This window comes from Pseudomonas sp. QD4, assembly GCF_049199125.1.
GTDB lineage: Bacteria > Pseudomonadota > Gammaproteobacteria > Pseudomonadales > Pseudomonadaceae > Aquipseudomonas.
In genome coordinates this window covers 436307-458157 of the sequence record NZ_JBLZOM010000001.1, presented here as the reverse complement: position 1 = coordinate 458157, position 21851 = coordinate 436307, and the positions used below count along the sequence as shown (strand labels likewise).

General features: G+C 61.3%; 20 protein-coding genes and 1 tRNA gene. 7 read left to right on the top strand and 14 right to left on the bottom strand.

Annotated features, from left to right (window positions below):
- Positions 1-1422 carry an AAA family ATPase gene (locus tag ACOZJV_RS01925; protein ID WP_421546668.1) on the bottom strand — a complete coding sequence of 474 codons (1422 nt, stop codon included), beginning with the start codon at positions 1420-1422 and terminating at the stop codon, positions 1-3.
- 320 nt (positions 1423-1742) lie between these two features.
- Positions 1743-1816 (bottom strand) — tRNA-Cys (locus ACOZJV_RS01920).
- A gap of 371 nt (positions 1817-2187) precedes the next feature.
- Here ACOZJV_RS01920 and ACOZJV_RS01915 point away from each other — a divergent pair.
- From ACOZJV_RS01915 to ACOZJV_RS01905, 3 genes are all read left to right on the top strand, one after another.
- Positions 2188-3336 carry a MalY/PatB family protein gene (locus ACOZJV_RS01915; protein ID WP_421546667.1) on the top strand — a complete coding sequence of 383 codons (1149 nt, stop codon included), beginning with the start codon at positions 2188-2190 and terminating at the stop codon, positions 3334-3336.
- 289 nt (positions 3337-3625) lie between these two features.
- Positions 3626-3901, top strand: coding sequence for a hypothetical protein (locus ACOZJV_RS01910; RefSeq protein WP_078474081.1), 276 nt, complete (start codon positions 3626-3628; stop codon positions 3899-3901).
- Between the two features lie 43 nt (positions 3902-3944).
- Entirely contained in the window at positions 3945-4169 is a 225-nt protein-coding gene (locus ACOZJV_RS01905) for a tautomerase family protein (RefSeq protein WP_421546666.1), read from the top strand.
- Positions 4170-4193: 24 nt separating this feature from the next.
- On the opposite strand, the gene ACOZJV_RS01900 is transcribed toward ACOZJV_RS01905, so the two are convergent.
- The 8 genes from ACOZJV_RS01900 to ACOZJV_RS01865 all read right to left on the bottom strand — a co-directional run bounded on the left by ACOZJV_RS01900 (position 4194) and on the right by ACOZJV_RS01865 (position 11784).
- Entirely contained in the window at positions 4194-4394 is a 201-nt protein-coding gene (locus ACOZJV_RS01900; protein WP_421546665.1) for a hypothetical protein, read from the bottom strand.
- Positions 4394-4942 carry a pyrroline-5-carboxylate reductase family protein gene (locus ACOZJV_RS01895; RefSeq protein ID WP_421546664.1) on the bottom strand — a complete coding sequence of 183 codons (549 nt, stop codon included), beginning with the start codon at positions 4940-4942 and terminating at the stop codon, positions 4394-4396. The genes ACOZJV_RS01900 and ACOZJV_RS01895 overlap by 1 nt, the downstream gene beginning before the upstream one ends.
- Before the next feature lie 196 nt (positions 4943-5138).
- Positions 5139-5612, bottom strand: a complete 474-nt coding sequence (locus tag ACOZJV_RS01890; protein WP_421546663.1) for a DUF4262 domain-containing protein — start codon at positions 5610-5612, stop codon at positions 5139-5141.
- Between the two features lie 180 nt (positions 5613-5792).
- The gene (gene mqo, locus ACOZJV_RS01885; protein ID WP_078474085.1) at positions 5793-7439 is read right to left on the bottom strand and encodes a malate dehydrogenase (quinone); all 1647 of its coding nucleotides are present in this window, start codon (positions 7437-7439) and stop codon (positions 5793-5795) included.
- Between the two features lie 350 nt (positions 7440-7789).
- Positions 7790-8314, bottom strand: a complete 525-nt coding sequence (locus ACOZJV_RS01880) for an alpha-ketoglutarate-dependent dioxygenase AlkB family protein (protein WP_078474086.1) — start codon at positions 8312-8314, stop codon at positions 7790-7792.
- A gap of 146 nt (positions 8315-8460) precedes the next feature.
- A complete protein-coding gene (gene dmpG, locus ACOZJV_RS01875; protein WP_421546662.1) occupies positions 8461-9483 on the bottom strand; it encodes a 4-hydroxy-2-oxovalerate aldolase in 1023 nt (340 codons plus the stop codon).
- An 11-nt stretch (positions 9484-9494) separates the two neighbouring features.
- Positions 9495-10433 carry an acetaldehyde dehydrogenase (acetylating) gene (locus ACOZJV_RS01870; protein WP_421546661.1) on the bottom strand — a complete coding sequence of 313 codons (939 nt, stop codon included), beginning with the start codon at positions 10431-10433 and terminating at the stop codon, positions 9495-9497.
- Between the two features lie 43 nt (positions 10434-10476).
- Positions 10477-11784 (bottom strand): MFS transporter, encoded by a 1308-nt coding sequence (locus ACOZJV_RS01865; protein ID WP_078474089.1) that lies wholly within the window; start codon positions 11782-11784, stop codon positions 10477-10479.
- Between the two features lie 195 nt (positions 11785-11979).
- Between ACOZJV_RS01865 and ACOZJV_RS01860 the strand changes: the two genes are divergently transcribed.
- The 3 genes from ACOZJV_RS01860 to ACOZJV_RS01850 all read left to right on the top strand — a co-directional run bounded on the left by ACOZJV_RS01860 (position 11980) and on the right by ACOZJV_RS01850 (position 16175).
- Positions 11980-13719 carry an IlvD/Edd family dehydratase gene (locus ACOZJV_RS01860; RefSeq protein ID WP_020294811.1) on the top strand — a complete coding sequence of 580 codons (1740 nt, stop codon included), beginning with the start codon at positions 11980-11982 and terminating at the stop codon, positions 13717-13719.
- 280 nt (positions 13720-13999) lie between these two features.
- Positions 14000-14722, top strand: coding sequence for a FadR/GntR family transcriptional regulator (locus ACOZJV_RS01855; RefSeq protein WP_020294812.1), 723 nt, complete (start codon positions 14000-14002; stop codon positions 14720-14722).
- A 58-nt stretch (positions 14723-14780) separates the two neighbouring features.
- The gene (locus ACOZJV_RS01850) at positions 14781-16175 is read left to right on the top strand and encodes an FAD-binding oxidoreductase (protein ID WP_201131169.1); all 1395 of its coding nucleotides are present in this window, start codon (positions 14781-14783) and stop codon (positions 16173-16175) included.
- A gap of 89 nt (positions 16176-16264) precedes the next feature.
- Here ACOZJV_RS01850 and ACOZJV_RS01845 read toward each other — a convergent pair whose 3' ends face one another.
- Both ACOZJV_RS01845 and araD1 read right to left on the bottom strand, forming a co-directional pair.
- Positions 16265-17848, bottom strand: a complete 1584-nt coding sequence (locus ACOZJV_RS01845; RefSeq protein ID WP_421546660.1) for an aldehyde dehydrogenase (NADP(+)) — start codon at positions 17846-17848, stop codon at positions 16265-16267.
- Positions 17849-17891: 43 nt separating this feature from the next.
- Positions 17892-18887 (bottom strand): AraD1 family protein, encoded by a 996-nt coding sequence (gene araD1, locus ACOZJV_RS01840; RefSeq protein ID WP_421546659.1) that lies wholly within the window; start codon positions 18885-18887, stop codon positions 17892-17894.
- 136 nt (positions 18888-19023) lie between these two features.
- Between araD1 and ACOZJV_RS01835 the strand changes: the two genes are divergently transcribed.
- Positions 19024-19947 (top strand): LysR family transcriptional regulator, encoded by a 924-nt coding sequence (locus tag ACOZJV_RS01835; RefSeq protein ID WP_421546658.1) that lies wholly within the window; start codon positions 19024-19026, stop codon positions 19945-19947.
- Here the strand turns inward: ACOZJV_RS01835 and ACOZJV_RS01830 are convergent.
- On the bottom strand, positions 19944-20939 hold the full coding sequence (locus ACOZJV_RS01830) for an Ldh family oxidoreductase (protein ID WP_421546657.1): 996 nt from the start codon (positions 20937-20939) through the stop codon (positions 19944-19946). The genes ACOZJV_RS01835 and ACOZJV_RS01830 overlap by 4 nt on opposite strands.
- A gap of 35 nt (positions 20940-20974) precedes the next feature.
- Positions 20975-21805 carry a transporter substrate-binding domain-containing protein gene (locus ACOZJV_RS01825; RefSeq protein WP_078474095.1) on the bottom strand — a complete coding sequence of 277 codons (831 nt, stop codon included), beginning with the start codon at positions 21803-21805 and terminating at the stop codon, positions 20975-20977.
- Positions 21806-21851: the final 46 nt, after the last annotated feature.

Genomic DNA, 21851 nt, shown 5'->3' with positions numbered 1-21851 from the left:
TCAGATCCCTCCATTCAAAGGGATATAGTACTTTTTTCTACCCCCGATTATCGCCGGCGAGTGGGTAGCCAGGATAATCTGAAGGTCAGGCCCTGCTACTTGTACGGCCTCAACAAACATATCCTGCCATGCTATATGGAGAGACAGTTCGGGCTCATCTACGATAAATACACCGCTCTTAGGTAGCTGAGAATTTAGAGAGAGGTGGGCTAACATGATTAAAATTTGCCGCTCACCAGAGGACAATACCGTAAGTTTCTTTTCCACATCAGAAATAAATATTTTAACTTCGCCGCGAGTTGTGACACTTATCCTCTTTTTTGTCTGCAACAAAAAGGAATTCACCAAATCAACAAACTTTTGTAATGGCTCATATATATGAGACTTTATCTTCTCATACTCTCCGATTAGATTTATAAGTCTGTCAATCCGAGCTACTTGGTGACTATTGGCAAACCAATTCGCGAGAACACGGGATGATTCTAGAGATAGATTGATCGGAGTCTGATTTTTGCTATTAGCCTGATGAGCATAATCAATACTCTTTCGTTTATGAGATGGCGTGCGACTTAAAGTCGAAGGATTTACCTCACGACGCTCGAACACTTCGAGAACATTTTTCAATATACCTGTCAAATGCTCGAAAAATTTATCATACATTACAGATAACTCTTCGTTCTTAATATCTAGACTAAGTAATGTATTTTTGATTGTTCTTTGTTTAGCCTTAAGTTGCTGAAGACTTTTCCCATCAGGCAACACCATAGATCCGCCTTCAGAACTATCAACATAAAATGAATCCAGTATAATTTTATTTCGGAGACTTCTATCCTCTACAGTTTGCCGATCCTTTATTTCCGCACTTTTTTTCAATATTAAAGACAGAGCATCCTTCATACCTACATCGACATCAGACTCGACATCAGCAGATTTATCAAACCATATCTTAGTTAAATTGAATGGAGACGCATCATAAGGAGTTACTTCCTTTATAAAACGCCTATCTAAACTTAAGTACATAGGAGAAGGCAGATTCGAGATAAACTTAAATACTGCATACGTTCGAAATTTATTCGCGGCGGAATGATCAGTAGATTGCTTTAGTTCTTCAAGTGACGCAACAATACATTCTTTCGATAGAGTTTCTGGCCCAGAGACCCAAAGGCGTAATTTCTCATTAATCTGATTTGCATGGATTGAAAAAGGCATACCTCCGTCGGCTACTACAAACAATGTCGTAGACTTGAAGGTTAACTTCGCCAAATCCTCGAGAGAGGGAGCCAAAAGTGCTGCAATTATATTCAAGGCCGACGTTTTTCCGGAGCCATTTAGACCGGCAATAAAATTGACATCTTCATTAAATTTAATATTGAAATCTAAATACTCATGCACTCCCTCGGCTACAAAGCTAATTAACTTCACCATTCCTCCTTGATACTGCAAAAAAAACCACGATAAAAATTACGAGAGAGTCTACGCATTCGAGCAGTATGGCTCAATGCCATATTTAGATATTATTTCGAGTGCATTTTAGAGCTAGGCTGGATTTCGGGTGTGATGGGGCTCAGGCTTTGTGGGTGTCAAGAACAGCGCTGACAATGAACGCTATGGAACCCACGAAGAAGCTTCGTTTTTGCAAAAATATGGCGAATTGCGGAAGCGACCAAGGAAATTGCGGAAGCGATTACGAATCCCAGGCAATAAAAAACCCCGTAGATCATTGATCTACGGGGTCTTTAGAGTGGAGGCCGAGGTCGGAATCGAACCGGCGTAGGCGGATTTGCAATCCGCTGCATAACCATTTTGCTACTCGGCCCCAAGTATCCAATACCCATGAAGCAGTGCTGGACACATACAAACTTGAACAGCGAACGAGATCTTTATCACCTCGCAACTCTTTGTTTTATAAAGAGTTTTTCCGCTTTCCCGTTAAGGAGTGGTCGCAATTATGGACTTGTTTTTCGTTCATGGCAACTCCCTCTGTGATTTTTTTCAACATTTCCCGTGACTTGCGTGATTTCACCCTGGAGAGGGGCAATGCGGCATCTGCTCCAGCGGGTGATGCCCCCCCCGCAATGATTGAGATTGGGCGTCGTTGCTTATTGCTCTCGCCGCAGTGTCTATACGCCGACGCGCTCGGGACCCGCTAGAATCCTGCGACTATCCGAGCAGATGAGAGCCAGGTTCATGAGCATCGATTTCGACACGGTTTACCCACGCCAAGGCACCGGAAGCACTAAATGGAGTCGCTACCCGGCGGATGTCCTGCCGATGTGGGTTGCTGATATGGATTTTGCCGTGGCGAGCGAAATCATTCAGGCCCTGCAACAGCGTCTGGAGCATCCACTGCTCGGCTACAGCGTGGCCCGCGATGAAGTGCGCGAGGCGATAGTGGCTGACTTGTGGAGCAAGTACGCCTGGCGGGTGCAGCCCGATGAGTTGCTGTTTCTGCCCGGCGTCGAGCCCGGGTTCAATATGGCATTGCGGGGTTTTGTCGAGCCGGGGCAGACGGTGGTGGTGCAGACGCCCAATTACCGTCCGCTGCGCATGGCGCCGGATAACTGGAACTTGCCAAAAATTGAACTGGCCTTCGAGCGCGACGCTCAAGGTGATTACCTCACGCCTCTGCCGGCCCTGCGCCAGGCCCTGCATGGCGCAGGCGCACTGCTGTTGAGCAACCCGCACAACCCGCTGGGCAAAGTCTTTCCGCGGGAAGAGTTGCTGGCCGTAGCCAACGCCTGCCTGGAACAGGGCGCGCTGATCATCTCCGATGAAATCCACGCTGAACTCTGCTTCGACGGGCGCCGGCATATCCCCACGGCGTCCCTGAGCCCGGAGATTGCCAAGCGCACCATCACCCTGATGTCGGCCAGCAAGGCTTACAACATTGCTGGGATGAAAACCTGCTTCGCCATCATTCAGGATCAATCCACCCGGGAACGCTTCAACAATGCCCGGGCCGGCATGGTCGATAGCGTCAGCCCCCTGGGGCTGGAAGCCACCCTCGCCGCCTACAGCCACGGTGGCCCCTGGCTGAAGGCCCTGATCGAGTATCTGCAAGCCAACCGTGACTACCTGTTGCACGCCGTGCAGACCCGTCTGTCGGGCGTGGTGATGCACGCGCCGCAAGGTACTTATCTGGCCTGGCTCGACTGCAGCGCACTGGGCCTGGACGATCCCCATGGCTTCTTCCTCAGCCAGGCAAAAGTCGGCCTGAGCGCCGGCCTGGAATTTGGCGACGATTGCGGCCAGTTTGTGCGCCTGAATTTCGGCTGCCCGCGAGCCCTGCTCGAGGAAGGGATCCAGCGCATGGAGCGCAGCCTGCAACAACGTTGAGTGAAGCCCGGCGGGGAGGTGCAATGCCTCCTCGCACACGGGTCAGCGCCTCATTTATCCAGGCTCAGCTCCCCCGCCCCATGGAAATCAGACAATTCGTAGACAGCATAAGGATTGGTCTTATTCCCAGGTCTACGCCAGTTCCGCGAGCATGTAGCGCTCATTCACTCCGTGCCAACGAATGTCCGGGCCGCTCTGTAGCAGGCCAATTCAAGCTTCCCTGTCATCGATGTCGATGACCGGCCATCTCTCGGAGTACGCCCATCACCCCCACTGGACGAAGCAGTCTATGGAAGTTACCAACAACTGGTTCACCCACAGTCATGCCCAGCATGATGTGTACCTGATGATTGTGTGTGAACCGGGCCAGGACCGTTCGGCATTCAGTTATGTGGGACGGGTCAACTGCAAGGGCCATCATCCCTGCTACGCCTTGCGCTTCAGCTCGCCGCCCTTCGGCCATGACTACCTGTCCGCCGTTGCCGCACTTGAAGCGGGCTTGGCCCACAGCCATGCGATTATCGAGCGCTGGACCAGCCAAAGCCTTTGCTACTGCGCACGCTAGCGTGTAAAAAACTTCAGTCGCCGAGCCGAGTGCCCCTCGGGCGATGCAAGGTTCCGGACAGCCGCATCACCGCCCTTTCACTGAAGGAAACTCACCCGATGCCTTATGCGCCTCGCGCGAGCAGAAGGCCCAACTGGTCAAGGAGTTCACCGATTCCCTGGTGCGGATCCTGGGCAAAAAGCCCGAACAGACCCATATCGTGATTCAGGAGATCGACCCGCAGGACTGGGGCTTTCGTGGCTTGTTGAGCGACGAGCCCGAAGACTAGGCCTTATACGGCATCCGCCCGATCTCACTCGGTTGGATCATCCGCCGCCGAAGCCTGCATGGCGGCGGCCGCACCGACCGCAGCGTCCAGGCCGGCATTGACTGACCGCACGAAACCCGCGCTGCTCATCCCTTCCAGACCTGCCGCAGTGACGCCTCGATAGCTGCGCAATGCATCCAGCAACTGCTCGGGGCGGTACGTGTCCAGTAACTGGCTAGCGTCCATCACCACTGCATCCACCGCCCGCCGGGCAATGGCTTGGGGCAGCCCTGGGCCAGGGCATGCTCGAACATGGCCTGGGCCAACAGCGCCGGATACGCCGGGCCAGTCCCCACCAGCGCACTCAAATAGTTGAGGTCGGCTTCAGTGAAGACTTCGTCGGCGCCACCGCAGGTTTCAAACAGGCACTGGGTAAAGGCTTTCTGCTCGGGTGTCACACTCGCGGTCGCCAACCAGGGGGTATAGGACTTGCCGATTTCGGCCGCCGCATTGGGCATGGCGCGAATCACCTGGGAGCAGCCGGTGTGACGCACCAGGCTGGCCATGGAGACCCCGGCCATCAGCGAAATCACCAGGCGCTGCATGCCGTCAAAACTGACCGCGGGAAACTGCTCGGGGCGTACCGCGACAATAATGACCTGGCACTGCTCCAGCAGCTCCTGGTTACTGCGGGTCATGCGCACCTGCGGCCACCGGGCATGCAGCGCCAGCTCACCGGTGGAACGGCTCGACAGGATCAAGGCCCGAGGTTGGACAAAGGCTGTTTCAAGCATCGATTGCGCAAGCGAACGGCCAAGCCATCCGCTGCCACCGATAATGCCAATCGTGGGTTCGCCGAACATAGTCGCCTGCCTTTCAGTCGGTCATGGCGCGATCCTAGAGGCTGCCCCCCCGCCCGGCAAGAATAAATGTACAGCAGCGTCCACCTTGTTGACACCGCTGTACATTCATCCCGCAGGCATACCGCTATCAGTGATTCAGTGGTTCGCCGAGCACGGGCTGGGCCGCCCTGAACTGCGGATGAGCATCGGCATCCCACGGAAAGAGACCACTGCGCGACGGCCAGACCACCTGGTACAGAGGGAAGTCATTGCCTTCGTAGTACCAGCGGGCAAAACCCACGAACTCGCGGTAGTGGGCCTTGGGCACCGGCACAAAGCAGCATGAATACCCCTCCAGCAAGGCGTCGGTGGGTTTATTCAGGTCAATCGGTTCGCCATCGCGCAGCGCCTGGCCGACGATATTCAGCAGTTGCTGCCCAAGGCGCGATGGCACGCCGAAGATGATCAGCTCCGGATGTTTGAAGGTTTCAAACAGACCCACAGTGAAGCTGTAGGCTGGCTCCTCGCCCTCTTCCAGAATGCCTACGCAATGCCAGCCAAACTCGGCCACATTGTCCAATAGCTTGCGCTCGCTCGCGTCCGTGCCAACCGTCCTGACCATAATCCTGCCTTCGATAATTCAGAGGGTCGGCATTTTGCCACAGCTGTGCCAGGCCGCACCGGCAACCTGATCCGGAAAGCCCGCTGGATGGCCAATTCGGGAAAAAAAGGCGAAAAAAAACGCCACTCCGAAGAGTGGCGCTTTCATCCCTGGGGGTCGAACGACCGGTCCCGGCGTTTCTTACAGGGCCAAATCCGACGCAGGGTTGCTTGGCTGCTCAGCCTTGGGCTTGGCAGCGGCATCCTGAGGAGCGGCAATGTTGCCGATCGCCGGTGGCGGGTCGAGTTGCAGGACCTTGGCGGTGTACGCCCACTCTTGAGCCACGCGCTCAGGGCTGACGTTCAGCGCAGTGCCATAGCTCGGCACGATCTGGTGCAGCTTCTCTTGCCAGGCTGGGGAGGCAACCTTGTCCTTGAAGACCTTTTCCAGCACGTTCAGCATGATCGGTGCAGCGGTGGAGGCGCCTGGCGATGCACCCAGCAGGCCGGCAATGCTGCCATCCTTGGAAGCAACGATCTCGGTGCCCAGCTTGAGCACGCCGCCCTTCTCTTCATCACGCTTGATGATCTGCACGCGCTGGCCGGCTTGCCACAGGCGCCAGTCTTGCTGCTTGGCTTGTGGGAAGTATTCCTTCAGCGCATTGAAACGGTCTTCGTCCGACAGCATCAGCTGGCCGGCCAGGTATTCCACCAACGGGTACTGCTCGACGCCGACTTTGGTCATCGGCCAGATGTTGTGGGTGGTGGTGCTGGTCAGCAGGTCGAAGTACGAGCCTTCCTTGAGGAACTTGGTGGAGAAGGTCGCGAATGGGCCAAACAGGATGACCCGCTTGCCGTCCAGCACGCGGGTGTCCAGGTGCGGAACCGACATCGGCGGCGCGCCAACCGACGCCTTGCCATAGGCCTTGGCCAGGTGCTGCTCGGCGATGGTCGGGTTATCGGTGACCAGGAACGAGCCGCCCACAGGGAAGCCGGCGTATTCGCGCGCTTCTTCGATGCCCGACTTCTGCAGCAGGTGCAAGGCACCGCCACCCGCGCCGATAAACAGGAACTTGGCGTCGGTCTTGGTTTCGCTACCGTCTTTCAGGTTCTTGTAGGTCACGCGCCACGAACCGTCTTCGTTGCGGGCGATGTCACGCACTTCGCTCGACAGCTTCAGGGCGAAGTTCGGTTTGGTCTGCAGGTGGGCAACGAACTGGCGCGTGATCTCGCCGAAGTTGACGTCAGTGCCGATTGGCGACCAGGTGGCTGCGACCTTCTGCTGCGGATCGCGCCCTTCCATCATCAGCGGGACCCATTTCTTGATCTGCACCGGGTCTTCGGAGTACTGCATGCCGGCGAACAGCGGGCTGGCCTGCAATGCCTCGTAGCGCTTCTTGAGGAAGGTGATGTTGTCGTCACCCCACACAAAGCTCATGTGCGGCGTGGAGTTGATGAACGAGCGCGGGTTTTTCAGGACATTTTGCTGAACCTGCCAGGCCCAGAACTGACGGGAAATCTGAAAGGCTTCGTTGATCTCGATCGCCTTGGGGATTTCGACCTTGCCGTTCTTGTCTTCTGGCGTGTAGTTCAGCTCAGCCAGGGCCGAGTGACCGGTGCCGGCGTTGTTCCAGCCGTTCGAGCTTTCTTCGGCGACGCCGTCGAGACGCTCGACCATTTCCATCGACCACTCCGGCTCCAGCTCATTGAGCCAGACCCCCAGGGTCGAACTCATAATGCCGCCGCCGATCAGCAGCACATCGACTTTCTTCGGTTCAGCCGCGTACGAGGACGAAAGCCCCAGCGACATAGCCAGGCCCAACAGAGCCGTGTTCACCTTTTTCAACATACTGTAGTACCTACGATAGAACGCCATCCGCCCTTCCAACCCTGATCACAAGCCACCCGGCTCACGGTATGGCAGCCGCCGGGACCTGCGTGTTCAGAAGATATGGAGGGTGGGCACACAAGGCCGACATGCAGCTCGACCCCACTTTTATATCGCTCTTGTGCTGACTTCTTATTCGTATTGGCTTCAGCGACGGGAGTGACACTGTTTTTCTGTTGCTATGTCATCGGGACGCAGGACATAAACAGTCCGACTCACCCCATAGACAGGATGAATCGATTCACCTGAAATAATATCATTACAGCATCAGCTGTGTCTTGGCTCGGCGATAGGCCGGCCGCAGGCCGCCTTCACTGGCTGTCGAGCAGACGAAACGACAGGCTGATGCGCTCCCCGGCATCCGGGGCCTTGGGAATTGCATGCAGCCATTGCGTCTGCACCGCATCGGACATGTAGAGCATCGAGCCACTGCCCAGCAGATAGGAAAACTCCAGGCTGCGGTCCTGCTTGTGGCGGTAGACGATAGGCCGCGCACAGCCCAGGGATACGATCGCGACCCCGGTGCCTTCGACCATCTGCTCTTTGGCATCGGAGTGAAAACCCATGGACGAGCTGCCATCCGGGTAGTAATTGATCAGGCAATTGTTCGGTCGAAAGCCCAGTTGCTGCTCAATCAGGCTGCACAACCGCTCCAGTTCCTCAGGCATCGGCTGGGCTGGGTAAGTGATCTGCGAATAATCGTACGGCGCACCGAAACTGGCGGTCTTGCGCGCACGCATGCGCTCGTCCCATTGCACCGATTGCTGCAGGCCTTCGAACAACGCCTGCGGGTCGGGAATGAAATCGGTAAACAGCTCAATATTCGGAGGAGTCATGGCAACGCGGCTCTGAGTGGTGGAATCAGCGACCGGCAGTCTAACCCGGACGGCGTCGCACACGAACCCGTGCCCCACAAAAACGCCACCCCGAGGAGTGGCGCTGTTGCTGGGCCAGGGCTGGAAAAACCGCCCGCGTCAGGTGCTCAAGCCTTTTTCAGCAGGTCCAGGGCGACATCGACAATCATGTCTTCCTGGCCGCCGACCATGCGCCGCTTGCCCAACTCCACCAGGATATCCACGGTCTTCAGGCCATAGCGTGCGGCCGCCAGCTCGGCGTGGCGCAAGAAGCTCGAATAGACCCCGGCATAACCCAGGGCCAGGGATTCACGATCGACCCGTACCGGGCGATCCTGCAACGGCCGCACCAAATCATCCGCGGCGTCCATCAAGGTGTAGAGGTCTGTGCCGTGGTTCCAGCCCAGACGCTCGGCGGCGGCGATAAACACCTCCAGCGGCGCGTTGCCGGCACCCGCGCCCATCCCGGCGAGGCTGGCGTCGATGCGGTCGCAGCCCTCCTCCACCGCGGTGATGGAGTTGGCCACGCCCAGGGACAGGTTGTGGTGGGCATGCATGCCGGTTTCAGTCTCGGGCTTGAGCACCGCCTTGAACGCGCGAAAACGCTCGCGCACATCCTGCATGGTCATCGCCCCGCCGGAGTCGGCCATGTACACACAGGTCGCGCCGTAGCTTTCCATCAGCTTGGCCTGCTGCGCCAGGTGCTCGGGCGCGATCATGTGGCTCATCATCAGGAAGCCCACGGTGTCCATGCCCAGTTCCCGGGCGAATTCGATGTGCTGCCTGGACACATCGGCTTCGGTGCAATGGGTGGCGACCCGCACCACCCGCGCACCGGCGTCGTAGGCGGCCTTGAGATCGTGCACGGTGCCGATGCCCGGCAGCAGCAAGGTAGCGATCTTGGCGTGGCTGATGACATCGGCCGCCGCTTCGATCCATTCCAGGTCGGTGTGGGCGGCGAAGCCGTAGTTGAAGCTCGACCCCTGCAGGCCGTCGCCGTGGGCGACTTCAATGCTGTCGACCCGGGCCAGGTCCAGGGCGCGGGCAATGTCCTGCACGTTCTTGATCGAGTACTGATGGCGCACCGCGTGGCTGCCATCGCGCAGGGTCACATCGGAGATGTACAGTTTTTTACCGGGGTTGAAGGTCATCACGGTTCTCCTCAGGCCTTGAGCATCGACTGGGCCATGCGCTCGGCAGTGGCCAGGGCGGCCGAGGTCATGATGTCGAGGTTGCCGGCATAGGCCGGCAGGTAATGGGCCGCGCCTTCGACTTCAAGGAAGATCGAGGTCTTGAGCCCACTGAAGGTGCCCAGGCCCGGGATGTGCAGCGGGGCTTCGGGGCTGATCACCTCGAACTGCACCTGTTGCTTGAGCCGATAGCCCGGCACATAAGCCTGCACTGCCGCCGCCATTTCACTGATCGAGGCTTCGACCAGCCCCTGGTCGGCAGCCTCGGACAGCACGAACACCGTGTCGCGCATCATCGGCGGCGGTTCGGCCGGGTTCATCACGATGATTGCCTTGCCCCGGGTCGCGCCGCCAATGGCTTCAATGGCACGCGAGGTGGTTTCGGTGAACTCGTCGATATTGGCGCGAGTGCCGGGGCCGGCCGACTTGCTGGCAATCGAGGCGACAATTTCCGCGTAGTGCACCTTGGCCACCCGCGACACGGCCGCGACCATGGGAATGGTCGCCTGGCCGCCACAGGTCACCATATTGACGTTGAGCCGGTCGAGGTTCTGCTCCAGGTTCACCACCGGCACGCAGTATGGGCCGATGGCCGCCGGGGTCAGGTCGATCAGGCGGATGCCCGGCTTGACCGAACGCAAAAATGCATCGTTCTTGACGTGGGCGCCGGCACTGGTGGCGTCGAACACAAAGTCGATATCGGCAAACTCCGGCAAGCGCACCAGGCCTTCGATGCCCTCATGGGTCACGGCGACCCCAAGCCGGGCAGCGCGGGCCAGGCCGTCAGAGGCCGGGTCGATACCGACCATGGCGCCCATTTCCAGGAACCTGGCGTTGCGCATCACCTTGATCATCAGGTCGGTGCCGATATTGCCTGGACCTACGATCGCGACTTTCAGTTTTCTACTCATGCAAATACTCCAGGACGGCGGGCATCCGTGCCCGCCTGAACGATCAGGTGGCCTGTTCCAGCGCGGCGGAACGCGCGGCCGAGGCTTTCTTTTCCAGTTGGGTGTAGACGATGTAGGTCAGGACCACGCCGCTCAGCATCACCGCCGAAAGGAAGTACAGGCCCGAGGACAAGGTGCCGGTGTATTCCTTGAGGGCGCCGATCCCGAACGGACCGATGTAGCCGCCCAGGTTGCCGAACGAGTTGATCAAGGCGATGCCCGCCGCCGCCGTGGCCCCGGACAGGAAGCGCCCCGGCAAGACCCAGAAGATCGCCGTCACCGAGAACAGACTGAACGCGGTCAGGCACAACGCCGCCAGTTGCATCCCCGGCACTGTCAGCCAGGCACTGAGGAACAGGCCCAGGGCACCGAGGATGTAGAGCACGGTAAGGTGGCCATAACGGTCATTTAGGCGATCAGAACTGCGCGGCACCAGCAGCAGGCCGATCACCCCGAACACATAGGGAATCGCCGAGATGAAACCGGTGCTCAGGTCACTGCCGCCAAACTGATGCACCAGGGTCGGCAGCCACAGGCTCAGGCCGTAGGTGCTCAGGGTGCTCGGCAGGTACAACAGGGCCAGGATCAGCACCCGGCGGTCGGTCAGTGCCCGCAGCGGGTTGGTGTGTTCGGTCTGGCCATATTCCTTGCGGTCCTTGTCCAGTTCGCCAAGCAGCCACTGGCGATCGGCCTCGGCCAGCCAGCGGGCATCCTTGGGGGTGTCGGGCAGGATCTTCAGGGTCGGCCATGCCAGCACGATGGCCGGAATACCGATGGTGATAAACAGCCATTGCCAGCCCGCCAGGCCACCGATGCCATTCATGCCCAGCAACCAGCCCGCCAGCGGCCCGGTGACCATCAACGCGATCGGTTGCGAAAGGATAAAGAAGCCCAGCACCTTGCCCCGGTTGCGCACCGGGAACCAGCGGGTGATGTAGTACAGCACGCCCGGGAAGAACCCGGCCTCCGCCGCACCCAGCAGGAAACGCATCACATAGAAGCTGTAGGGCCCGGTGACGAATGCCATGCCCACGGTGATCAGGCCCCAGGTAATCAGGATCCGCGCGAACCAGCGGCGCGCGCCAAAGCGCTCGAGCAACAGGTTGCTCGGGACTTCAAAGATGAAGTAGCCGATGAAGAACAGGCCCGCACCAAAGCCGTAAGCCATATCGCTGAGGCCGATGTCGGCGTTCATGTGCAATTTGGCGAAGCCCACCGCAGAGCGGTCGATGAAGGCAACGAGGTACAGCAGGATCAGGAAGGGAATCAACCTGAGCGTCAACGTGCGAATGATCCGAGCTTCCGGATTCATAGTCTTCTCCAAATTGTTTTTGTTATGGGGTCGTCAGCCCCCGACCGATCCCAGCGTCGAATGCGCTCGGTGTCGATCAGGTGGAGAGACAATATAGTAATACTATTTAACGCACAACGATTTCAAAAAGGCTTTTTATCGGGTAGATTTGGCAAAACAGCCTGCAATTAGTCATACAATAAGAGTGACCGCACCATGACCGATAAAAAAGTACCCCTGCGTTCCGCCCAATGGTTCGGCACCGCCGACAAGAACGGCTTCATGTACCGCAGCTGGATGAAGAACCAGGGCATCCCGGACCATGAGTTCCAGGGCAAGCCAATCATTGGCATCTGCAACACCTGGTCCGAGCTGACCCCGTGCAACGCCCACTTTCGCAAGATCGCCGAACACGTGAAAAAAGGGGTGCTGGAGGCCGGTGGCTTCCCGGTGGAATTCCCGGTGTTCTCCAGCGGCGAATCCAACCTGCGCCCCACCGCCATGCTCACGCGCAACCTGGCCAGCATGGACGTCGAGGAAGCCATTCGCGGCAACCCGGTGGACGGCGTGGTGCTGCTGACCGGCTGTGACAAAACCACCCCGGCCCTGCTGATGGGTGCTGCCAGCTGCGACGTGCCGGCGATCGTGGTCACCGGCGGGCCGATGCTCAATGGCAAACATAAAGGCAAGGACATCGGTTCCGGGACCGTGGTCTGGCAAATGCACGAAGCCTATAAAGGCGGGCAGATCAGCCTCGACGAATTCCTCTCCGCCGAAGCCGGAATGTCGCGCTCGGCCGGCACCTGCAACACCATGGGCACCGCTTCGACCATGGCCTGCATGGCCGAAGCCCTGGGCACCTCGTTGCCGCACAACGCGGCGATCCCGGCGGTGGATTCCCGCCGTTATGTGCTGGCCCACCTTTCAGGCATGCGCATCGTCGACATGGTCCGCGAAGACCTGCGCCTGTCGAAGATCCTGACCAAGGCCGCGTTCGAAAACGCGATCCGGGTCAACGCCGCCATCGGTGGCTCGACCAACGCCGTGATCCACCTCAAGGCCATTGCCGGGCGCCTGGGCGTCGAGCTTGACCTTGAAGACTGGACCCGCATCGGCCGCGGCACCCCGACCATCGTCGATATGCAGCCTTCCGGGCGCTTCCTGATGGAAGAGTTCTACTACGCCGGCGGCCTGCCCGCGGTGATTCGCCGCCTGGGCGAAGCCGGCCTGCTGCCCAACCCGGACGCTCTGACTGCCAATGGCCAGAGCCTCTGGAAAAACTGCCAGGCGTCGCCGCAATACAACGACGAAGTGATTCGCCAGATCGACAACCCGCTGGTGGCCGATGGCGGGCTGTGCATCCTGCGCGGCAACCTGTCGCCACGGGGTGCGGTGCTCAAGCCTTCGGCCGCGACCCCGGCGCTGATGCAGCATCGCGGCCGGGCGGTGGTGTTCGAGAACTTCGACGACTACAAGGCGCGCATCGCCGACCCCGAGCTGGACGTCGACGAAACCTGCATCCTGGTCCTTAAGAACGCCGGGCCCAAGGGTTACCCGGGCATGGCCGAAGTCGGCAACATGGGTTTGCCGCCCAAGGTCCTGGCCAAGGGCGTGACCGATATGGTGCGCATCTCCGACGCCCGCATGAGCGGCACGGCCTATGGCACCGTGGTTCTGCACGTGGCGCCGGAAGCTGCTGCCGGCGGGCCTCTGGCCGCAGTGCGCAACGGTGATTTCATCGAGCTCGACTGTGCCGGCGGCCGCCTGCACCTGGACATCAGCGACGAAGAACTGCAAGCGCGCCTCAGCGACCTGAAGCCGGACACCAGCGCCAAGATCTTCTCCAGCGGCTATAGCCGGCTGTATGTCGACCACGTGCTGCAAGCCGACGAAGGCTGCGACTTCGACTTCCTGGTCGGCTGCCGCGGCTCCGAGGTGCCTCGCCACTCCCATTGACCCGTAACCCTGTAGCCACTGCCGAACCTGCGAGGCTGCGCTGGCCCTCAACCGCCACGCAATACCCCCGCTGCAACACCGGCGTCTTCAAGAACCAGCGCAGCCTCGTTCTTCGGCAGCGGCTACAGGATTTGCGACAAACCGTGGCGCTGCTGAAAACAGCACGGCGGCGGAGTATCAAAATCATCCAAACCCGCGCCGACTGTGCGGTCCATGGCGGCTGAATCCGCCAGGAGCGATGCTATGATGCACGGCATTTCGCCAGAGCAACGTTGCTGTTATGGATTACCAGACGCCCAAACCACGTAAAAGCATGCATGCCCAAATTGTCCAGGAACTGGGCATGCACATCGTTTCCGGCCGCTTCAAGCCGGAAGAGAAGCTGCCATCGGAGGCCACGTTGTGCGAGGAGTATCAGGTCAGCCGGCCGGTATTGCGCGAAGCAACCCGGGTGCTCAGCGCCAAGGGCCTGGTGTACTCCAAGCCGCGGGTCGGGACCGTGGTGCGGCCGCGGGTCGAATGGCACCTGCTGGACCCGGATGTACTGTTCTGGCAGATGCAGTCCACACCCCACAGCGAGTTCTTCAACACCCTGGCCGGGGTGCGGCGGATTCTCGAACCGGAAATCGCCGCCCTGGCAGCGACCACCGCCACCGATGCCGACATTGCGGTCATCGAACACGCCTACCAACGCATGGAAAACGCCCAGACCCGGCAGGAGTTGCTGCAGCCGGACCTGGACTTCCATCGAGCCATCGCCGACGCAACCCACAACGACCTGCTGGCCTACATGTGCAACATGCTGTCGTTGCCGCTGCGCGAATCGATCAACGTCACCAACCTGCGCCCCAATACCCAGCAGCTCAGCCTGCCGCGGCACAAGGCGATCCTCACCGCGATCAAGAACCGCGACGCCCTGGGCGCGCGGCATGCCTCGCTGGTGCAACTCGACGACACCCGCGTCGCCCTCGATACCGTGATGAATGTCCTGACGCCGCTGTAGCGCCGCCGGGCCATGCGCCAGGGGTCGGCGACCGGGCTTTTTCCCCAAGGAGCCAGTCATGACCCCATCACACCCCCTGCCCCAAGCCTTCCTTGACGCCATGCACCAACTGCTCGGCGATCGTTTCAGCACCGCCACCGCCGTGCGCGAGCACCACGGGCGCGACGAGTCGCTGTACGACCCGGTACTGCCGGATGCGGTGGCCTATGCCCACAGCGTCGATGACATCAGCGCCATCCTCGGCCTGTGCCATCAACACCGGGTGCCGGTGATCCCCTACGGCAGCGGCTCGTCTCTGGAAGGCCACCTGCTGGCGGTACACGGCGGCATCAGCCTCGATGTGTCGGCCATGGATCAGGTGCTGAGTTTCGAACCGCAAGACCTGAGCATCACCGTGCAACCGGGCATCACCCGCAAGGCGCTCAACGAATACCTGCGCGCCAGCGGGCTGTTCTTCCCCATCGACCCCGGTGCCGATGCCAGCATCGGCGGCATGTGCGCCACCCGGGCTTCCGGCACCAACGCCGTGCGCTACGGCACCATGCGCGAAAACGTATTGGGCCTGACTGCAGTGCTGGCCGACGGCCGGGTGATGCGCAGCGGCTCGCGGGCGAAAAAGTCCTCGGCAGGCTATGACCTGGCACGGCTGTTTATCGGCAGCGAAGGCACCCTCGGCGTGATCAGTGAAATCACCCTCAAACTGCACCCGCAACCCGAGGCCATCAGCGCCGCCGTGTGCAGCTTCGCCTCGGTCGAAGGCGCGGTGCAGACAGTGATCGAGACCATCCAGATGGGCGTGCCGGTGGCCCGTGCCGAACTGGTCGACACCTTGGCGATCCAGGCCCTGAACCGTCACTTCAAACTGACCCTGCAAGAATCCCCGACCCTGTTCCTGGAATTCCACGGCAACGCCGCCAGCGTCGCCGAACAGGCGCAAACCGTCGAAGAGCTGGCCGACGGCAACCAGGGCACCGGCTTCCAGTGGGCCACCCAGCAGGAAGAACGCAACCGCCTGTGGAGTGCGCGGCACAACGCGTTGTTCGCCTTCCTCCAGCTCAAGCCCGGTTGCCGCGCCCTGTCCACCGATGTCTGCGTGCCGCTGTCGAAGCTCGCTGAATGTGTGGTCGGCGCCGAAAACGACCTGCGCCAGTCCTACCTGCCGGCGCCGATCTTCGGCCACGTCGGCGACGGCAACTTCCACGTCTGCCTGCTGCTCGATCCGAACAAACCCGAAGAATTGGTAGAAGCCGAACGCCTCAACCACGCCATCGTCCACCGCGCCCTGGCCGCTGGCGGCACCTGCACCGGGGAGCACGGCGTGGGCTTGCACAAAATCGATTTCATGGTCGAAGAGCACGGCCAAGTGGCCATCGACACCATGCGCGCGATCAAGCAGGCACTGGACCCGCAGAACCTGATGAACCCGGGGAAGATATTTCGCCGCCTGGGCTGATCGCCGAGCAGGCGCACCCTGGGCGTGCTCTGCAATAAAAAAGGCCGACCGTCATCAACGGTCGGCCTTTTTCGTATGGCCGGTCAGTTTCAGCTCAGGGCGTCACGGCTGCTGACGCTGTCCACCAGGCGCTGGATGCCCAGGGGGTTGGCGTTTTTCAGGGCCTCGGGCAGCAGGCTGTCCGGGTAGTTCTGGTAGCACACCGGGCGCAGGAAGCGATCGATGGCCAGGCTGCCGACCGAGGTGCCGCGCGGGTCGGAGGTGGCCGGGTAAGGACCGCCGTGGACCATGGCCTCGCAGACTTCGACGCCGGTCGGGTAGCCGTTGAGCAGCAGGCGCCCGGCCTTCTCTTCCAGCAGGCTGAGCAGGCCGCCGAAGACCTCGAGGTCCGCCGGCTCGGCGATCAGGGTCGCGGTCAGTTGCCCGCGCAGGCCGTGCAGGGCCTGGGTCAGCTCGGCCTGATCGGCCACCTCGACCACCACCGTGGTGGGGCCGAACACTTCTTCCTGCAACAACGGGTCGCCCTTGAGCAGCAGCCCGACATCGGCCTTGTACAGTTGGGCATGGGCCTGACGCCCCGTTTGCGCGGTGCCGGCCAGGTGCTCGATACCGGCATGGGCCTGCAGGTTGTCGAGGCCGTGGCAGTAGCTTTTCAGGCCGCCGGCATTGAGCAGGGTCTGCGCCGGTTGCTCATTGAACAGTGCGATCAGATGCTGCAGGAAGTCGCTGAACTGCGGCGAACGAATGCCGATCACCAGCCCCGGGTTGGTGCAGAACTGCCCTGCCCCCATCACCACCGAAGCTGCCAGTTCCTTGGCGATGGTCGCGCCACGCTGCTTCAGCGCCTCAGGCAGCAGCAACATCGGGTTGATGCTCGACATCTCGGCGAACACCGGGATCGGCTGCGGGCGCGCCGCCGCCATGTCACATAGGGCCCGACCGCCGCCCAGGGACCCGGTAAAGCCCACGGCCTGGATGGCCGGGTGCTTGACCAGCCACTCACCGACGCCCGCACCGTAGATCATGTTGAACACCCCGGCCGGCATGGCGGTTTTCTCGGCGGCGCGGATGATCGCATCGGCCACCCACTCGGCCGTCGCCATATGCCCACCGTGGGCCTTGAACACCACCGGGCAACCGGCGGCCAGGGCCGCCGCGGTATCGCCACCGGCCGTGGAGAACGCCAGGGGGAAGTTGCTGGCACCAAACACCGCCACCGGGCCCAGGCCAATGCGGTACTGGCGCAGGTCCGGCCGTGGCAGTGGCTGACGATCAGGCAACGCGCGGTCGATCCGCGCACCATAGAAATCGCCTCGACGCAGAACCTTGGCGAACAGGCGCATCTGGCCGCTGGTGCGTCCGCGTTCACCCTGGATCCGGCCCGCCGGCAAGGCGGTTTCCTGGCACACCTGGGCGACGAATTCATCACCCAGGCCGTCGATCTCGTCGGCAATCGCTTCCAGGAACTCGGCACGACGGGCCGCCGACAGGTTGCGAAACGCCGGATAAGCAGCCTTGGCCGCCAGGGCTGCGGCGTCGACTTCGGCCTCGGTGGCCTGATAAAAATCGAATGGCAGGGCCTCGCCGGTGGTGGCGTCATGGCTGTGCAGGGTGACCTTGCCTGCGGCGCTGCGGGTGCCTGCGATGTAGTTTTGACCGCTGATGCGCGTCATCTGTTGCTCCTTGACCTGATAGAGGGAGGATAAGTGAACGGGCTCAAAGTGCCCTGACCGCCCCTGGTGCCAGAGGTTCGGCCTGCGCGGCTATCCCGTTGCGCAAGGGCGCGCCGAACTCGCTCATTTCGATCTCGAACGTGTCGCCCGGCCGAGCCTCGATCCCGTCGGCGAACGACAGGGTGGCGGTGCCGAAATAATGCACGTGCACATCACCGGCCCGCAGGAACTGCGCGTACTTGAAATGGTGGTATTCGAGGTTTTCCAGGCTGTGGCACATGTTCTCCTCGCCCGAGAGGAACTCCTTCTCCCACAGCACCTGGCCAGCGCGATGGATGCGGCTGAAGCCCGATAGATGCCTGGGCAGCTCGCCCAGGCGCAATTCCGGGCCGTAGGCACAGCGGCGCAACTTGGAGTGCGCCAGGTACAGGTAGCTGCGGCGCTCCAGCACATGGTCGGAAAACTCGTTGCCCAGGGCATAACCCAGGCGATACGGCAGGCCGTCATGGCCGATGACATAAAGGCCGACCAGTTCCGGTTCTTCGCCGGCGTCTTCGGCAAAGGTCGGCACGGCAAAGTCCGCGCCCGGGCGCACGACAATGCTGCCATCGCCCTTGTAGAACCATTCCGGTTGCGCCCCGACCTTGCCGCTGCCCGGCTTGCCGCCTTCGACGCCCCATTTGAACATGCGCAGGGTGTCGGTCATGGTCGACTCATCCTGGGCCTTCTGCTGGTGCATCTTGTCCCGGGTCGAGGCGCTGCCCAGGTGGGTCAGGCCGGTGCCGCTGACCAGGCAATGGGCCGGGTCGACGTGGTCCAGCGGTGGCAGCACGCGGCCATCCTGCAGCAGCTGCGCGTACAGCGGGCCGGCTTGGCTGCCCTGTTGCAGCACCTGCTCCTGCAGGCTGCGACCCGCGGCAATCGCCGCCAGGGCCAGCTCGCGGGTGGAACTCGCCTGGTTCACGGTGAGGATTCGCTCACCTTCGACAATGCCGACGTGGCGTTCACCGGTGGTGCTCTCAAACTGAATCAATCGCATGGCAGGGGCCTTCTTTGGGCAGGAGTTTGTTAGGGGCATGGGCTGAGCATCAGCCGTGATATGCGCCACTTTACGAATCGCCCCGCAGGCTGCCTAATGAGAACCCCTGCCCTCGCGATAACTTTTAGTCATCCCCATGATCGCTTCCCTGCCCTCTTTGGTTTCCCGTCTGCGCCTGCGCCAGTTGCGCCTGCTGATTGCCCTGGACGAACACGGCTCGTTGCACAAGGCCGCCGAACAGGTGGCGATCACCCAGCCCGGGGCGACCAAGGCCCTGAATGAGATCGAGTCGGCGTTCGGCACCCGGCTGTTCACCCGCACCAGCCAGGGTCTTGAACCCAATGACCTGGGACGCTGCGCGATCCGCTATGCGCGTTTGATCCACAGCGACCTGGCGCACCTGCGCGAAGAAATGCTCGGCATCCTCCAAGGCCAGGGCGGGCGCATTTCGGTGGGCATCATCATGGGCGCAGTGCCGATGCTGGTCAGCAGCCTGGCGCGGCTGCGGCTGACCCAACCCGAGCTGTCGGTGGAAATTGTCGAAGACACCAGCGCCCGCCTGCTGGGCCTGATCGACCAGGGGCGCCTCGACCTGGCGATCTGCCGCACCAGCGTCAGCCCGCGCCCGCAAGCCTATGACTGCCAGGTGCTGAACCAGGAACAGCTGCGCGTGGTGGCCAACCCCCGGCACCCGCTGGCCCAGGCCGAATCGTTGCAGTTGGCGCAGCTGGAGGGTTATGGCTGGATCATCTACCCAGCCAACATGCCAATGCGCCTGGTGCTGGAACGGGAGTTCAGCGAGGCCGGCCTGGAGTTCCCGCGATTCCCCCTGGAAACCGCCTCGACCTTCACCACCCTGATGCTGTTGCAGCAGGACCCGCAGTTGATTGCACTGATGCCCGAAGAAGTCGCCGACGCCGCCGCGCGCATGGGGGTGCTGGTGTCCCTGCCGCTGCACATGCGCTCGCGCAGCGAACCCTATTCCCTGGTGACCCGCCAGGGCGTGCAGCTGTCGCCGAGCGCCAGGCTGCTCTGGGACACCCTGCAGGACGCCGACTAGGCCAACTGCTGATACAGCGTCATCGGCAAGCGGATGCCCTCGTTCAACGCCCGCGCATACGCCTGCTGCTTGGCCTGCCCCGGATGATGAATGCCCAGGGCCGCCAGGCGCTGCATCTGCTGCGCCAGGCGGCTTTCGAACTGCTCGTCGAGCAGGTGCGGAGCAATGGCGATCACCAGCAACCCCGAGCCCGGCGATTGTGCACCGCTGCGAAAGTCCGGCGCGTCCAGCGACCAGTTGCCGCCACCGACGCAGCCCGCCAGCACCTCGACCATCAACGCGATATTGGCCCCACGGCTGCCGCCAAAGGCCAGCAAGGCGCCGTGCATGGCCTCCCGCGCGCTCTGGGTCGCAGCGCCCTGGGCATCGACCGCCCAGCCGGCGGGGATCGCCTCGCCGGCCTGCGCCGCCTTGAGGATATTGACGAACGCCGTGGCGCTGCTGGCCTGGTCGATCAGCACCTGGCGCCCATCGCCACTGGGTGCGGCGAACGCCAGGGGGTTGGTCGAATACATCGGCTGGCGCTGGCCGAGCACCGTCAACAACGGCGGACCGTTGCAGAAGGCCAGCGCCACCAGGCCCTCGGCAGCCAGGCGCCGGGTGTAGTAGCCCAGCTCGCCGCAGGTAAAGCAGTTGTGTTGGGCGAACAGGCTGATACCCAACTGCCGGGAGTTGTCGCACAGGGCGCCAAACGCCTGGTCGAAACCCAGTTGCGCGATACCCTGGCAGGCATCGCTGCGGATCATCGCCGGGGCGACCTGAGTGATCAGCGGTTGCGCGGCGCAGGCAATGCGCCCGCTGGCGAAACCGCTCAGGTAGTCGGGCAAGTGCTCGAAACCGACGCTGGCCAAGCCATGGGCGTGGGCCGACACCGTTGCCTCGGCCAGGGCTTGGGCCACCTCCTGGCTGGCGCCGGCAGCCAGGCAGCACTGCCGGGCAAACGCCCGGGCCTCTGGCAACGACAGGTGCTTGAACGCTGCGGGTGATTGCATGGGCTCTCCATCAAGGCCGGGGATGAGGTTGCCGGTTACTCCACCAGGCGTGGCGCACCGACGTCCGCGGCCTGCTTGTCGAGGCCGAACGAACCGAGGATTTCAGCAATCTCGCCCGAGGCATGCAAGGCCTCGATATTTTCATTCAGCGCCAGGCCCAGCGCGGTGTTGGCCTTGGTGTGGGGGAAGCCGGTCTGCCCCGGTTCCAGGGTCGCCTTGACCCGTGGGTCGGGCTCCGAAACCTTGATGCTCTTGCCCTGGTACGCGCCCTTCTGCTGCGAGGCCACGCCCACGGCGAAGCTGTCCACACCCACGGCGATGCGTTTTGACGCCAGGTCCTGGGCCATGGCCACCGGGTTGGGGTACAGCACCAGGTTGTCGCCAAAGGTCTTTTTCAAGTCGTCGACCCACAGGTAGCCCTGCACCGTGCCGATGCGCTTGCCCTCGAGCTCGGAGATTTTCGAAAAACCCTCACTGGAGATGATGCCCATCACGTCCAGGTACAGCGGCGCGGACAATCCCAGGGCCTTGCTGCGCTCGGCGGTGCGGTACCAGTCGCCGATACCGACATCGGCCCGCCGCGCGATCACCGACTGGATCACCGCTGCCGGGTCGACCACCGTGGCCTTGATCTCCAGGCATTCGCGGGCGGCGATGCGCTTGATGATCTCGCCGTCGACCCCGCTCAACTGGTTGCCCGGCCCGGGGATCGAGTACGGCGGGAAGACCCAGGCGGCGACGGTCAGCACCCCCGGGGTCAGGGTTTCAAACTGATGGGCCGGCTTGCAGTCCGCCTGGGCCGCGCCGGCCATCAGGGTGGAACAAAGGACGGCCCAACGGGTCATGCATTTGAAGGAGCTAATCATGGCTTCACCTGTGCAAGGGTTGCATTAAGAGAGCAGCAGCCGAAAA